At 70.9% G+C, this 14,453-nt stretch carries 12 protein-coding genes; 5 read left to right on the top strand and 7 right to left on the bottom strand.

Features of this window, described 5'->3' with window-relative positions; all coding sequences use genetic code 11:
• Positions 1–12: 12 nt before the first annotated feature.
• The 3 genes from RAC81_RS06485 to RAC81_RS06475 are packed head-to-tail and all read left to right on the top strand — an operon-like array spanning position 13 to position 2,837.
• Entirely contained in the window at positions 13–567 is a 555-nt protein-coding gene (locus RAC81_RS06485) for a GNAT family N-acetyltransferase (RefSeq protein WP_375081588.1), read from the top strand.
• Positions 568–621: 54 nt separating this feature from the next.
• Entirely contained in the window at positions 622–2,112 is a 1,491-nt protein-coding gene (locus RAC81_RS06480) for an amino acid ABC transporter substrate-binding protein/permease (protein ID WP_375081587.1), read from the top strand.
• Positions 2,109–2,837, top strand: coding sequence for an amino acid ABC transporter ATP-binding protein (locus RAC81_RS06475; RefSeq protein WP_375081586.1), 729 nt, complete (start codon positions 2,109–2,111; stop codon positions 2,835–2,837). Before RAC81_RS06480 ends, RAC81_RS06475 begins: the two co-directional genes overlap by 4 nt.
• A 141-nt stretch (positions 2,838–2,978) precedes the next feature.
• Here RAC81_RS06475 and RAC81_RS06470 read toward each other — a convergent pair whose 3' ends face one another.
• The 4 genes from RAC81_RS06470 to RAC81_RS06455 form a co-directional block, all read right to left on the bottom strand.
• Complete coding sequence (locus RAC81_RS06470) at positions 2,979–4,283, bottom strand: MFS transporter (protein WP_375081585.1); 1,305 nt, start codon at positions 4,281–4,283, stop codon at positions 2,979–2,981.
• Complete coding sequence (locus RAC81_RS06465; protein WP_375081584.1) at positions 4,280–4,747, bottom strand: winged helix-turn-helix transcriptional regulator; 468 nt, start codon at positions 4,745–4,747, stop codon at positions 4,280–4,282. The genes RAC81_RS06470 and RAC81_RS06465 overlap by 4 nt, the downstream gene beginning before the upstream one ends.
• Before the next feature lie 151 nt (positions 4,748–4,898).
• Entirely contained in the window at positions 4,899–6,176 is a 1,278-nt protein-coding gene (purD, locus tag RAC81_RS06460) for a phosphoribosylamine--glycine ligase (RefSeq protein WP_375081583.1), read from the bottom strand.
• A gap of 248 nt (positions 6,177–6,424) precedes the next feature.
• Positions 6,425–7,105: an NUDIX hydrolase gene (locus tag RAC81_RS06455; protein WP_375081582.1), complete on the bottom strand. Its 681-nt coding sequence runs from the start codon at positions 7,103–7,105 to the stop codon at positions 6,425–6,427.
• 151 nt (positions 7,106–7,256) lie between these two features.
• On the opposite strand from RAC81_RS06455, the gene RAC81_RS06450 reads away from it, so the two are divergent.
• On the top strand, positions 7,257–7,628 hold the full coding sequence (locus tag RAC81_RS06450) for a sterol carrier family protein (protein ID WP_375081581.1): 372 nt from the start codon (positions 7,257–7,259) through the stop codon (positions 7,626–7,628).
• A gap of 90 nt (positions 7,629–7,718) precedes the next feature.
• On the opposite strand, the gene RAC81_RS06445 is transcribed toward RAC81_RS06450, so the two are convergent.
• The 3 genes from RAC81_RS06445 to RAC81_RS06435 are packed head-to-tail and all read right to left on the bottom strand — an operon-like array spanning position 7,719 to position 10,692.
• A complete protein-coding gene (locus tag RAC81_RS06445) occupies positions 7,719–8,507 on the bottom strand; it encodes a heme ABC transporter ATP-binding protein (protein ID WP_375081580.1) in 789 nt (262 codons plus the stop codon).
• Positions 8,504–9,577, bottom strand: a complete 1,074-nt coding sequence (locus RAC81_RS06440; protein WP_375081579.1) for a FecCD family ABC transporter permease — start codon at positions 9,575–9,577, stop codon at positions 8,504–8,506. Before RAC81_RS06440 ends, RAC81_RS06445 begins: the two co-directional genes overlap by 4 nt.
• Positions 9,574–10,692, bottom strand: coding sequence for a hemin ABC transporter substrate-binding protein (locus RAC81_RS06435; protein WP_375081578.1), 1,119 nt, complete (start codon positions 10,690–10,692; stop codon positions 9,574–9,576). Before RAC81_RS06435 ends, RAC81_RS06440 begins: the two co-directional genes overlap by 4 nt.
• Positions 10,693–10,853: 161 nt before the next feature.
• Here RAC81_RS06435 and RAC81_RS06430 point away from each other — a divergent pair, with 161 nt between their 5' ends.
• Positions 10,854–14,384, top strand: a complete 3,531-nt coding sequence (locus tag RAC81_RS06430) for an HtaA domain-containing protein (protein ID WP_375081577.1) — start codon at positions 10,854–10,856, stop codon at positions 14,382–14,384.
• Positions 14,385–14,453 lie beyond the last annotated feature (69 nt).

Genomic DNA, 14,453 nt, shown 5'->3' with positions numbered 1-14,453 from the left:
TTGCATCGGGCGATGACCGTCGAACTCGTCCGCCCCACGTCCGCCATCTTCGACAGCTGGGCCTCGGCTATCGCCGAGTTCGGTGAGGGCCACGTCGACGGATCCGGACTGCAGGCTCCGGTCACGCCCGACCGTGAGACCCTCGACGCCCTCATCGCGAAGTCCGAGCTCCTCGCCGACACCTCGGCCGAACTCCCCGAAGGTTCCGTGCACAACGACCTGTACTGGATCGTCGACGACGGCGAGGTCGTCGGATTCGTGTCCTTCCGGCACGAGCTCAACGACTACCTGCGCGAGGCGGGCGGACACATCGGCTACGCGGTGCGCGAGTCCCGGCGGCGACGGGGCTACGCGTCCGCCGGCCTCGCGCTCGCACTCGACCGCGCCCGTGAGATCGGCCTCGACCGAGTGCTCGTCACCTGCGACGACGACAACGTGGGTTCGGCCCGCACGATCGAGCGGGCCGGCGGGGTGTTGCAGGACGTCAGCGACCAGAGCGCACGCGGGCACGCGATGCTGCGCCGCTACTGGATCGATCTCGCGGGGCCGGGAGCGCACGCAAAGTAGGGTTGATCCTCGGCGGCTGTCCGGTCGCATCATCCGATCCGAGGAGCATCCGTCGTGATCCCGAATCCCTTCCCTGCGACCGCGCGCCTTCGGCGACTCGGTCGCACCGTCGGCGCGATGGCGCTGACGGCGTTCATCGCGGCAGGCGCCGTGCTCGGCGGCGCCACCGCCGCCACCGCCGACACCACCGGCGAGACGTACGTCATCGGCACCGACACCACGTTCGCGCCGTTCGAGTTCACGTCGCCCGAGGGCGACCTCGTCGGCATCGACATGGACCTGCTCCGCGCGATCGCGGAGGACCAGGGCTTCGAGGTCGAGATCCGCCAGCTCGGCTTCGACGCCGCCGTCCAGGCGCTGCAGGCGAACCAGGTCGACGCGGTGATGGCAGGTATGTCGATCACCGACGAGCGCAAGCAGACCTTCGACTTCAGCGACCCGTACTTCACCAGCGGCATCCAGCTCGGCGTGCTCGACTCCAGCGACATCCAGTCGCTCGACGACCTCGACGGCAAGGCCGTGGCGGTCAAGACCGGCACGCAGGGGCAGACCTTCGCCGAGGAGAACCAGGACGAGTACGGCTTCCGCATCACGCCGTATCAGGACACGACCGACATGGTGGATGCCGTGAAGGCCGGCCAGGCCGTCGGCTACTTCGAGGACTTCCCGGTGCTCGCCTACGGCATCCAGCAGGGATCGGGCTTCCGCCTGGTCGGTGAGCCGGAGCTCGGCGGCGAGTACGGGTTCGCGGTCAACAAGGGGATGAACCCCGAGCTCATCGAGATGTTCAACGCGGGGCTCAAGAACCTGCAGGACTCGGGCGAGTACGACGAGATCGTCGACCGCTACCTCGGCGACGCGGAGGCCGGCGACGGTGGACAGGCGCAGGCCACCGACATCATCTCGGTCGCCGTGAAGTATTGGCCAGCCCTCATGCAGGGTCTGTGGCTCACGATCCTCGCGACGCTCGTGGCGATCGTGGCCGCGTTCATTCTCGGACTCGTCTTCGGATTCGGTCGCATCTCGCGCATCGCGCCGTTCCGCTGGATCGCCACCGCATACGTCTTCGTCTTCCGCGGCACCCCGATCCTCGTGCAGGCGTTCTTCGTCTTCTTCGCCGTGCCGCAGCTGTTCCCCGGCCTCACGTTCGACCCGTTCGTCGCGGGTGCGATCACCCTCTCGCTGAACACCGGCGCCTACATGACCGAGATCATCCGTGGCGGCATCCAGGCCGTCGACCCCGGCCAGAACGAGGCGTCGCGCTCGCTCGGTCTCAGTCACTGGAAGACCATGCGCAAGGTCGTGCTGCCGCAGGCGTTCCGCATCATGATCCCGTCGTTCGTGAACCAGGGCATCATCACCCTGAAGGACACGTCGCTCATCAGCGTCATCGGCCTGGCCGAGCTCACGTTCCAGTCGCGGCAGATCATCGCCTCGACGTACCTGTCGGCCCAGGTGCTGACGATCGTCGCCATCATCTACTTCGTCGTGATCACGCTGCTGACGCTGCTCGCGAACCGCCTGGAGAGGACGTTCAACGCATGAGCAAGATCGAGGTCAAGGACCTGCACAAGTCCTTCGGCGACAACGAGGTGCTCAAGGGCATCGACCTGACCGTCGAAGACGGCGAGGTCATCGCGGTGATCGGCCCGTCGGGCTCCGGCAAGTCGACGCTGCTGCGCTGCCTCAACAAGCTGGAGGAGCCCACGTCGGGCCACGTCGTCATCGACGGTGTCGACCTCACCGACAAGAGCGTCAAGCTCGACGACGTGCGTCAGCGCATCGGGATGGTGTTCCAGCACTTCAACCTGTTCCCGCACATGACGGTGCTCGAGAACATCACGCTCGCTCCGGTCGAGACGGGCAAGATGTCGAAGGCCGAGGCCCGCGAGCGCGCCCTCGCGCTGCTCGACCGGGTCGGTCTCTCGGAGAAGGCGGGTGCGAAGCCGGCATCCCTCTCCGGCGGTCAGAAGCAGCGCGTGGCGATCGCCCGCGCGCTGGCGATGGACCCCGAGATCATGCTCTTCGACGAGGCCACCAGCGCGCTCGACCCCGAGATGGTGGGCGAGGTGCTGCAGGTCATCCGCGACCTCGCGTCGGGCGGCATGACGATGGTGCTCGTCACCCACGAGATGGGCTTCGCGCGCGAGGTCTCCGGTCGCACGGTGTTCATGGACGGCGGAGTCGTCGTCGAGCAGGCGCCTCCCGCCGAACTGTTCGGGGCCCCCAAGAACGAGCGCCTGAAGGACTTCCTCTCGAAGGTGCTCTGACCCGCCCCTTCTTCCCTTCCCGCGCCGAGCCACCCCTTTCGCACCGAACCACCCCTTCGCGCACCGTTCGCGAGGGGGTGGTTCGGCGAGAAGGGGGTGGTTCGGCGGGCGTCAGAGGGCGTGAGAGAGCGAGGGGGCGCGTCAGGAGAGCGGGGTGGGATGCCGGCGGATCGTCGCGCTGACCAGCGCGGCGACCGCGCAGAGCCCGGCGGCGGCGAACCAGGCGATCGTGTACTGGCCGGTGTGGTCGCGCACGATGCCCGCGAGCACCGAGGCGATGCCCGCGCCGATCTGGTGCGCGGCGAACACCCATCCGAAGACGAGCGGTCCGCGGTCTCCGAACACCTCGCGGCACAGGGCGATCGTCGGCGGCACGGTCGCGACCCAGTCGAGGCCGTAGATCACGATGAACACGACGATGCTCGGCTGCACCTCGGCCGACAGCAGGTTCGGCAGGAACAGCAGGCTCACGCCGCGCAGCGCGTAGTACGCCGCGAGCAGGATGCGGGGGTTCACCCGGTCGGTGAGCCAGCCCGAGAACACGGTTCCGACGATGTCGAAGATCCCGACCACGGCGAGCAGCCCGGCGGCGGTGGTCGTCGGCATCCCGTGGTCGTGGGCGCTGGGGATGAAGTGCGTGCCGATGAGTCCGTTGGTCGAGGCACCGCAGATCGCGAAGCCGATCGCGAGGGCCCAGAACGTCTTCGTGCGTGCGGCGTCGCGCAGCGTCGTCACGGCGAGGCGGGCCGCGCCCCAGGCATTGCCGCGCGGTCTCGGTGCGACCGGAGTCGTCGGAGCGGTCTCGCCGTAGCGTCCGACGCCGAGGTCGCTCGGGCGGTTGCGCAGGAAGATCCAGACGAGCGGCACGACCGCGAGCGCGCCGCCGGCGATGACGAGGGATGCACCGCGCCATCCGATCTGCTCGGCCGAGGTCGCGATCACGGGCAGGAAGATGAGCTGACCGGTCGCGCTGCCCGCGGTGAGCACGCCCGACACGAGTCCGCGGCGGGTCGCGAACCACGTGTCGGTGATGGTCGCGGCGAACACGAGGGCCATCGACCCGGTGCCGAGTCCGATCAGCACGCCCCAGGTGAGGATCAGCTGCGCTGGAGTCGCGACGAACACGCTCAGCGCGGCGCCCGCGCCGATCACGAACAGCGCCGTCACGGTGACGGCCCTGATGCCGAAGCGCTGCATGAGCGCTGCCGCGAACGGAGCGGTGAGCCCGAACAGCAGCAGGTTGACGGTCACGGCGAGCGACAGCTCGGCGGTGGTCCAGCCGAACTCGTCCTGCAGCGGCAGCATGAGCACGCCCGGCGCGGCCCGGAACCCGGCGGCGCCGATCAGTGCGATGAGCGCGACGAGCGCGACGATCCACGCCGGATGCACACGACGCGGGCGGGATGCCGAGGTGCCGGTGGGCTCCTCGACCGATTCGGCCGTCACGCGGGGACTCCCGTGACCAGCGCGAACGGCTCCCCGCCCATGCTGCGCCGCGCCCACCGGGTCGAGTCCGCGTCGAGCGGGGCCTCGCAGTGCGTGCACCAGTCGACGGATGCCGCGGCGCGGCCGCACCGGGCGCACGAGGTCTGCAGACCCCAGGGGCCATCGGGGTCGGTCACGCGGGAGAAGCGCGCGAACGCGTGGAGGATCGGAAGCGTCTCGCGTCCGGCATCCGTCAGTGCGTAGCCGCGATCGGCGTCGCGGGCGACGAGTCCGGCGCCGGTCATCGCGCTGAGGCGGCGGGAGAGCACGGAGTCGGCGGCCCCGGTCGCGTCGCGCAGCTCGTCGAAGCGGGAACGCCCGGAGAAGAGCTCGCGCAGGATCAGCAGGACCCAGGGGTCGGCGAGCACATCGGCGGAGCGTGCGATCGGACACGTGGCGGTCGACCAGTCGGAGCGGAGCGGCATCTTCTTACTTTCTTGAAGAAAGTGGATGCTGTCAAGTGGGCGACCCCACCACTCCGCCGAACCACCCCTTTCTGCGCGAGCCACCCCGTGCGAACGGGTCGCAGAGGGGTGGCTCGAACGCAGCGGGGTGGTTCGGGCGGAGAGGCGGGCGTTACTCCGCGACGCGCGCGGCGATGTCGGTGCGGTGGTGCGAGCCCTCGAGGCGGATGCGTCCGATGGCCTCGTACGCGCGGTCGCGCGCGGTGCGGAAGTCGGCTGCCGTCGCCACGACGTTCAGTACGCGTCCGCCGGTCGCGACGAGCGATCCACCAGGGGCGTCGGGGCTCGCGGTCGCGGCGTGCACCAGGCGGACGCCCTCGACCGACGCCGCCTCGGACAGGCCCTCGATCGGGCGGCCGGTCTGAGGAGCTTCGGGGTACCCCTCGCTCGCCACGACGACCGTGATCGCGACGTCGTCGCGGAACTCCGGGTCGGGCTGGTCCTCGAGGGTGCCGGATGCCGCGGCGAGCAGCAGCTCCGAAAGCGGCGTCACGAGGCGCGGCAGCACGACCTGCGTCTCGGGGTCGCCGAAGCGGGCGTTGAACTCGATCACGCGCACACCGGCCGGCGTGAGGATGAGCCCCGCGTAGAGCAGGCCGATGAACGGGGTGCCCTCGCCGTCGAGCTGACGGATGACGGGGAGCGCCACGTCGCGTGTGACCTCGTCGACGAACGCCTTCTCGCTGCCGAACTGCTCGGCGAGCCAGGGGAGCGGCGAGTACGCGCCCATGCCGCCGGTGTTGGGGCCTTCGTCGCCGTCGAGTGCCCGCTTGAAATCCTGCGCGGGGCTGAGCGCGCGCACCGTGTCGCCGTCGCTGAGGAAGAAGAGCGAGACCTCGGGGCCCGACAGGAACTCCTCGACGAGCACCGGACCCGACGGCAGATACTGCTCGGCGTGGGCGAGGGCCTCGGCGCGATCGGAGGTCACGATGACGCCCTTTCCTGCCGCGAGGCCGTCGGCCTTCACCACGTGCGGGGCGCCGAGGTCGTCGAACGCCGCCTCGACCTCGGCGGTCGTCGCGGCGCGCACGGCGCGGCCGGTGGGCACGCCCGCGGCATCCATGATCCGCTTCGCGAACGACTTCGACCCTTCGAGCTGTGCCGCCGCCCTGCCCGGACCGAACACCGGGATGCCGCGCTCGCGCAGCACATCGGCGACACCCGCGACGAGCGGCGCCTCGGGGCCGACGACCACGAGGTCGACGGCGTTCTCGTTGGCGAACTCGGTGATCGCCGCGCCATCGAGCGGGTCGAGGCTCACCGGGATGGCATCCTGTGCGATGCCCGCGTTGCCGGGGGCGACGAAGATCTCGTGCTCCTTCTGCTCCGCTCGCAGGCCGAGGATGATCGCGTGCTCACGGGCACCGGAACCGAGGACGAGGATCTTCACCCGACCAGCCTACCGACGCGCACGGCGGGGTTTCCGACTGCGGCGTGGTGCCGATACCGACGATGGTTCTCGGTACCGACGGCGGCCGCGTGCGACGCCTCGGCGGCGATCGTGGAGGCTCGGGTCGCACTTCGTGCCGCCGCAGGATCGATCGGACGGCACGAACTGCGACGGCAACGGACGGGTCCAGCCCGCGGACGGCACGGACTGCGACGGGAACGGTGGGTTCGCGAGAACCGCGGACGGGGTCAGAGGTCGATCGGGCGCTCGGCGGAGCGGTCCCAGTCCTGCGTCCACCCCGTGGCGTCGAAGAGCGCGTCGAGCACCATGGCCGTGAACCCCCACACGATCGTGCCGTCGACGTCGAACGCGGGTCCGCGCCAGGTGCGGCCGAACCGGTGCAGGCGGGACGTGAAGCGGGTCGCCGGGTCGAGCAGCTGCGCGACGGGAACCCGGAACACCTCGACCGTCTCGGCGTGGTCGACCGCCGCGACGCGCGACGGCGACCGCCACCAGGCCAGCACGGGCGTGACGACGTGGTTGCTCGCGGCGAGGGGCAGCTCGCCGAGCGTGGCGAGCACCTCGACGCCCGCGGGGTCGAGGCCGGTCTCCTCCTGCGCCTCGCGCAGCGCGGTGGCGACGGCGTCGGCATCCTGCTCCTCGCGGCGTCCGCCCGGGAACGACACCTGTCCCGGGTGCGACGACAGCGTCGCGGCGCGTCTCTGCAGCAGCACGTCGAGGTCGGCGGCGACCGTGGCCTCGTCGGCCTGCGCGGGGGTGCTGTCGAGGCGTCCGAAAAGCACGAGCACGGATGCCGGATGCGCGTCGCCCACGAGGGGCGGGAACGGCTTCGCCCACCCGTCTGCACGCTGCGCCGCGGCGATCAGCTCGGCCCGCGCGCCGTGCAGGGTCTCGGCATTCTCGGTCATCGCCTCGAGCCTATGCCTGTCGGGACCCCCGGCGGCGGGCGCTGCGGTCGCAGAAACGCGCCAGCGTCGCAGGAAGACCCCGGATTCATGCGACGGGGGCGCGAATCTGCGACGGGAGAGGGATGCCGAGGCGCGGCGTACCCTGGATCCCATGCCCCCTCGCAAGATCGACATCATCGACGGACGCACCGCGCTCGACGCCGTGCGGACTGCGGCGTCGGCGGGGGAGAAGCCGGCCAGGAACGACCTCGCCACCGCCGTGCGCTACCTGCTGCAGCTGCTCGACGAGAAGGCGCCGGGCAACAGCGTCGAGGTGCGCGTCCCGCCGTTCGGGGCCGTGCAGGTCATCCAGGGTCCGCGCCATACCCGCGGCACTCCTCCGAACGTCGTCGAGATGGATGCCGCGACCTGGATCGCCGTCGCCACGGGCGTCGAGCACTGGACGGATGCCGAGACCGCCGGCCGCATCCACGCCTCCGGCACGCGGGCCGACCTGCTCGACGTGCTGCCGCTGCGTCCCTGACCTCCCCCCCCCCGGGGTTTCAGATCGCTTGATTTACCGTTGTGGCGGCGTCGGAGTTGCACATCAAGCGATTCGAAACCGCCCGGAGGGTCACCTCCGGGCGACGACGAGAGGAACGCCCGTGACGGGGTGCGGGAAGACGTCGACCGGCTGACCGTAGACGGCCTCGATCCGAGCGGCGGTCAGCACTTCGGCCGGGGTGCCCGTGGCGGCGACGCGTCCGTCGGCGAGCAGCGTCACCCGGTCGGCGTGCGCGAGCGCCGCGTTGAGGTCGTGCAGCACGAGGGCGACCGCGTCGCCGGCATCCGCCTGCCGGCGCACGAGTCGCATCACGTCTTCGTGATGCTTGAGGTCGAGCGCGGCGGTGGGTTCGTCGAGCAGCAGGATGCCGGTGCTCTGCGCGATCACGCGGGCGAGCGCCACGCGGGCGCGCTCTCCGCCCGACAGCGAGGTCACGGGGCGCGTCGCGAGCGCCGTGACCTCGGTCGCCGCCATCGCGGCGGCAACGCGCTGGTCGTCGTCCTCCGCGGCGTCGGTACGCGCCCACGGCGCCCGTCCCATGCGCACGACCTGCCCCACGGTGAACGGGAACGACACCGCGTTCTCCTGCAGCAGCACCGCGCGGGTGCGGGCGAGGTCGGGCGGGCGGATGCCGGAGAGCGGCGTCCCGTCGAGCAGTACCTCCCCCGCGAGCGGGACGAGGTCGCCGGCGAGCACGCCGAACAGCGTCGACTTGCCGGCTCCGTTGGGTCCGACGAGGGCATGGATCTCGCCCGCCCTGACGTCGATCGACGCGTCGTCGAGGATCGCGCGGCCGCCACCGATGCGCACCGTCACGTCGCGGGCCTGCAGCCGCACGGCGCCCTCCGTCGCGTTCATGCCCAGCCTCCCGAGCGACGGCGCGTTCGTACGAGCAGCCAGAGGAAGAACGGCCCGCCGACGAGCGAGGTGATCATGCCGATCGGCAGGTCGGCCAGCGGCACCGTGGTGCGGGCGACGAGGTCGGCGAGCGCGATCAGCAGCGCCCCGCCGAGCGCCGACGAGATCACGAGCGGCAGGTGGGCAGGGCCGATCAGCATGCGCATGAGATGGGGGACGACGAGCCCCGCGAACCCGATGATGCCCGCGAAGGCGACCGCTGCGCACACGAGCACCGCCACCGTCACGATGACCACCATCCGCAGAGCCTCGACGTTCACCCCGAGGTGCCGGGCGGTGCGCTCGCCGAGGGCGAAGAGGTCGAGGCGCCCGGCGACGAGCAGCGCCACGATCACCCCGACCGCGACCAGAGGCGCGACGAGCGCGGCGTGCGACCAGAGCGCGCCGTTGAGCGACCCGAGCTGCCAGAACACGATCTGCTCGCGCGTCGACGTGGTGCCGAGGAATGTGAGGAAGGCCATGCCGGCTCCGGCGATCGCATTGATGGCGATGCCGGTGAGCAGCAGCGTGACGACTTCGGTCCGTCCACCGGATCGGCTGATGAAGTAGACGGCGAGCACAGCCGCGAGGCCGCCGAGGAAGGCGAACACGGGCGTCGTCCACATACCGAACGACGCGAGTCCGAGGGTGATGCTCGCCGCCGCTCCCAGTGCCGCGCCGGAGGAGACTCCGACCACTCCGGCGTCCGCCAGCGGGTTGCCGAAGATCGCCTGCATGAGCACGCCCGAGACCGCGAGGGCGGCCCCGACGAGGATGCCGAGTGAGAGCCGCGGCAGTCGGAGGTTGTAGATCACTCCGTAGTCGGCGGCCGAGGTCGGAGCCCACACGGTGTCGATGCCCACTCCCTTGAGGAACACGCCGATGAGGTCGGTGGGGGACAGGGCGTACTGGCCGCTCGTGATCGAGGCGATGCAGGTCACGACGAGGGCCACGACGAGTCCGATGACGACGACGGTGAAGCGCAGGCCCCGGTGGGTGGTCGGGGTGCGGGTGACGACCTCCCCCGTCACTGGGCGGACTCGGCAGCGGCATCGGGCGCGTAGAGCGCGCGGGCGATCGCGCCGATCACCTCGGCCGAGCGAGGCCCGAAGCTGAGGATCTCGCTGTCGGCCATGTCGATCACGCGACGGTTCGCGCCGGCGGGAGTCTGCGCGATCGCGGGGATGCGCTCCACGAGCCCGTCGACGCCGCCGACGGATTCCAGCCCGTCGGTCATCATGACGAGCACGTCGGGCTGGGCGGCGACGAGCGCCTCGGCGGTCATGGGCTTCATGCCCTGCCAGCCGATCTCGCCGGCCACGTCGACCCCGCCGACCGCGTCGATCAGGGAGTCGGCGCCCGAGTCCTCGCCGAAGATGTAGTAGACATTCGCGCTCCCGCGCACGTAGAGGAACAGCATCCGTGCGCGGTCGTCGATCGATGCGGGGACCACCTCGGCGATCTCGGCGAGGGACGCCTCGAGATCGGCATCCAGCCGTTCGATGAGCGCCGTGCCGCGCGAGGGCACTCCGAGGGCTGCGGCGATCTCGGTGACGAGCTCGTCGGTGGTGTCGAGGCGTCGATCGCTGGAGACGACGACGACCGCGATGCCCGCGTCGCGCAGCTGCTGGCGAACCTCTTTGGGGCCGATCGTGGTGTCGGTGAGGATGACGGTGGGGGCGAGCTCGAGGATCGCCTCGGCGTTGAGGGTGTGACCGGTCTTGGTCACGACCGGAAGGTTCTCTGTTCCGGTGAACTGCGTCGACGAGTCGCGTCCGACGACCAGGTCGCCGAGTCCGAGGGCGAACACGGTCGACGCGATCGTGCCCGAGATGTCGATCGGCAGGATGCGGTCGACCTCGCTGATCTCGACCTCGCGTCCCTCGGCGTCCGTGACCGTGACCGGCAGGGCGGGCGCGGTGTCGTCGGCGACCGGCTCGATCGCGTGGCTGGAGAGGCAGGCGGTCGAGACGCCGGTCGCGGAGCGCACGTCGTCGACGAGGTCGAGCGATGCGAGCGGCTCGGATGCCTGAGGGCAGGTATCGACCGCCGTGGCGTCTTGCGGAGTCGCAGGTCCGGGGGTCGCGCACGAGGCGAGACCGAGGGCGAGCGCGGCAGCGAGGAGGACGGCAAGGACGCGGCGCATTAGGCAAGGCTATCCTAAAACTTGACGCGATCTCGTCGCCGCCTCTAGTCTCGGGACCAGCGCTTACTTAGCTAAGCCTAACCAACAATCACCCTTCGCCCGACTGCACAGCGGCACCGCTGGCGCGTACCCCCTTTCGCGCGCCCGGCGCCTGGAGAACCGTGAACGACACAGCCATCGCATCCCCGGGGAGCAGCCGCATCCGCGTGCTTCTCGCCGCCCTCGTCTCCTTCCTCCTGATAGCCGCCGGCGCGGTGATCGTGCCCCCGGCGCACGCCGCGAGCGGGTCTGTCAACGCAGCGGTCGCATCGGCCGGCACGAGCGGCGTGACCGTGCAGGTCGACGCGAGCGGACTCCCCGATGTCGCGAGCGTCTACGCCGCCCTCATCGTCAAGGGCACGGAGAGCGGACTCTCCGGCCCTGGTGGCGGCTACGCCGCCTTCGCGATTCCGTTCCCCGCCGTGAGCGGCGGTGCGAGCTCCTTCTCGCTGACTGCTCCGGCCGACAAGCTCGACCGCACGCAGGTCTACGAGGTCCTCATCTGGCAGCAGCACTCCGTGCCGAACGCCGACACCATCTACGCCCGGGGAGACGTCGCGATCTCGGTCGCGCAGTGGGATGCCGTGTTCCCGCCCGAGACGCCCGACCCCGGAACGGACCCGGGCACTGACCCCGGCACTGACCCCGGAACGGACCCGGGCACCGGCCCCGGCACCGACCCGGGCACCGATCCCGGCACCGACCCGGGCACTGACCCCGGCACGACGCCCGAGCCGGCCGCTCCCTCGATCGAGGTGTTCCTCGCCGACGGCACGACGCCGGCGGGAACGACGCCGCTGAAGACGGGTGACACCGTGGTCGTGAAGGGGTCGGGTTACGACCCGACGGCGAACGTCGGCGGCCGTGGCGTCCCGATCCCCGCGACGCTTCCGCAGGGCACGTACGTCGTGTTCGGCAACTTCGCCTCGCAGTGGCAGCCCTCGACGGGCGCGGCGTCGTCGACCCGTTCGGTGGGTTCGCAGGTGTGGGCGCTCGCCGAGTCGGTGCTCGACGAGGTTCCCGCGCAGTATCAGGCCGCGATCCGCGGGCAGTGGGTCGACATCGCCGCGGACGGCACCTTCCACGCCACTCTGACGCTCCAGGACGCGAAGGCCACCCCCGGCTCGTACGGCGTGTACACCTACGGTGCAGGCGGTGTGGTCAACGCCTCGCAGGAACGCAGCGTCGCCCTGAACTACTCGGTCGCACCCCCGGAGCCTTCCCTCGAGGTGTTCCTCGCCGACGGCACGACGCCCGCCGGATCGACGGCGCTGAAGGCCGGCGACACCGTGGTCGTGAAGGGCGCCGGATACGACCCGACCGCGAACGTCGGCGGTCGCGGTGTGCCCATCCCGAGCACGCTCCCGCAGGGCACGTACGTCGTGTTCGGCAACTTCGCCGCGCAGTGGCAGCCCTCCACCGGCGCCGCCTCCTCGACGCGTTCCGTCGGCGCGCAGAAGTGGGCTCTGGCCGAGTCCGTGTTGAATCAGGTGCCTGCGCAGTACCAGGCCGCGATCCGCGGGCAGTGGGTCGACATCGCGGCCGACGGCACCTTCCAGGCCTCGCTGACGCTGAAGGATGCCGCGGCCACTCCCGGCGCATACGGCGTGTACACCTACGGTGCCGGCGGTGTCACGAACGCGGCGCAGGAGCGCAGCGTGCCGCTGAATTACGGAAACGTCCCGGTCGTCTCCACGACCGTCACGGCGGCGACCGCTGCCGACGGTCTCACTGTCACGGCATCCGCTTCGAAGCTCGGCGACATCGCCGGTGCGTACGTCGCGCTCATCGAGACCGGCACCGAGGCCGACGTCACCGCCGGCGGTGGCTTCACGGCCATGCAGTACGTGCGGCCGATCACCGGCGGCCAGTTCTCGGTCGACCTCACGGCTGCCGCGAAGATGCTCGACCGCGCCGAGACCTACGAGGTCATCGTGTGGCAGCAGCACACCATGCCGACCGCGCAGACGATCTACGGACGCAGCGCGGTGACCATCACGCCGCAGCAGTGGGAGGCCCTGCTCGGCCCGGTCGTCGAGGTGCCGCCCACGACCCCGCCGACGACTCCGCCCACGACGCAGCCCACGGCGCCCGGCGTTCCCGTGCCCGGCGGGTCGCTGCGGTGGGCGATCTCGTCGTCGTTCACGAGCTACGTCACGGGCGGGATCGCCAAGGGCGCGATCGAGGTATCGGGCGGCGCGACCCGTTCCGACGGCATGTTCCAGTTCGGGCAGACGGTCGGCGGCGACTACAGCGCGGCCAGTGGGCTCGGCAGCGTCGTCTACCAGGGCGCCGTGCGTTTCACCGGTCACGGCGGTGTGCTCGACGTCACGGTCTCCAACCCGCAGATCACCGTCACATCGGCGAACGCGGCGACCCTGTCGGTGACGCACGCCGGCGCCCAGGTGCCGTTCGCGACGCTCGACCTGTCGCGCGCCGTGGTCGTGACCGCTAACGGCGCGGTCACCTACTCGGGCGCTCCCGCGGCGCTCACGGCGCAGGGGCGTGACCGCGTGCTCGCGGGCTTCTCGACCTCGCTCGACCCGGTGACGTTCACGATCGGCTCGGTCGCCGCTGCTCCGGCGGGCACCACCGGCACGGTCGCCGCGGCCGTCGCGAAGGCCAAGACCGCGCTTCCCGCGACGCCTCCGGCAACCACCGGCATCCAGATCGATGAGACGAATCTCGCGGCGCTGCAGTCCGGCGGATCGGCCACGATCTCGGCATCCGGATTCCGTCCGAACGAGACCGGCATCCAGGTCGTGGTCTACTCGACGCCCGTCCTTCTGGGCACCGTCGACGCCGATGCGACGGGAGTCGCGACCTGGTCGGGGGCGCTTCCCGCCACCCTCGAGGACGGCGCGCACACGCTGACCCTGCAGGGGTCGGTCTCCCGCGGCCTCGAGTTCACGCTGGCCCGTGCGACCACGGCGATCGGGCAGTGCACGGTCGAGGGTGCGACGCTGCAGTGGGGCTTCAAGGAGTCGTTCCGCACGTACATCGAGGGCATCGCCGCCGGCGGCTGGACCCTCACCGACGTGGAGTACCGCTACCCCGAGTACGTGTGGCAGAACGGCACCGGCTCCTTCGACGACCAGACGCTCACCGGACTCGTCGGGTTCGGGGGCAGCATCGCGTTCACGGGGCACGGCGGCGCCCTGGACACGACGCTGTCGAACGCGCGCCTCGAGCTCGCCGGAGACACCGGCTACCTGGTGTTCGACGTGCTCGGCACCACTCAGGACGGGCAGGGGGTCGATCAGCAGGGCGTCCGCTTCGCCGAGTTCGCGCTCGGCGACTCCGCGGTCGTCGACGGGATGCTGTCGCTCGACGCGCTGCCCGCGACGCTCACCGAGGCAGGGGCGTCGGCGTTCGGCACCTACGGCGCCGGCGAGGAGCTCGACCCGGTCACGGCATCCATCCCCGTCACCACCGAGTGCGGTGTGGCGGCGCAAGGCGAGCCGGAGGAGGAGTCGCAGGGCACCGCAGCCGCGGCATCCGTCACCGCCGTCGCCGACGTCGAGGGCGCACCGGTGTGGCCGTGGATCGTGGGCGGTCTCGTGATCGTCGCGGTCGGCACGGGCGCCGGCGTGCTCATCGGCCGACGCAACCGGGCGAACGCGGAGGGCGCCGACGTCACGACCGGAGCCTGAGACGCAGACCGCACCGCCCTCCCCGCAGCGGACGCGGGGAGGGCGGTGCACTGCATCCGGTGCCGCTGC

It is taken from the genome of Microbacterium sp. CR_7, from assembly GCF_041954755.1.
Classification (GTDB): domain Bacteria; phylum Actinomycetota; class Actinomycetes; order Actinomycetales; family Microbacteriaceae; genus Microbacterium.
Note: the sequence above shows the minus strand (reverse complement) of the source record. Positions and strands in the feature narration are given on the sequence as shown.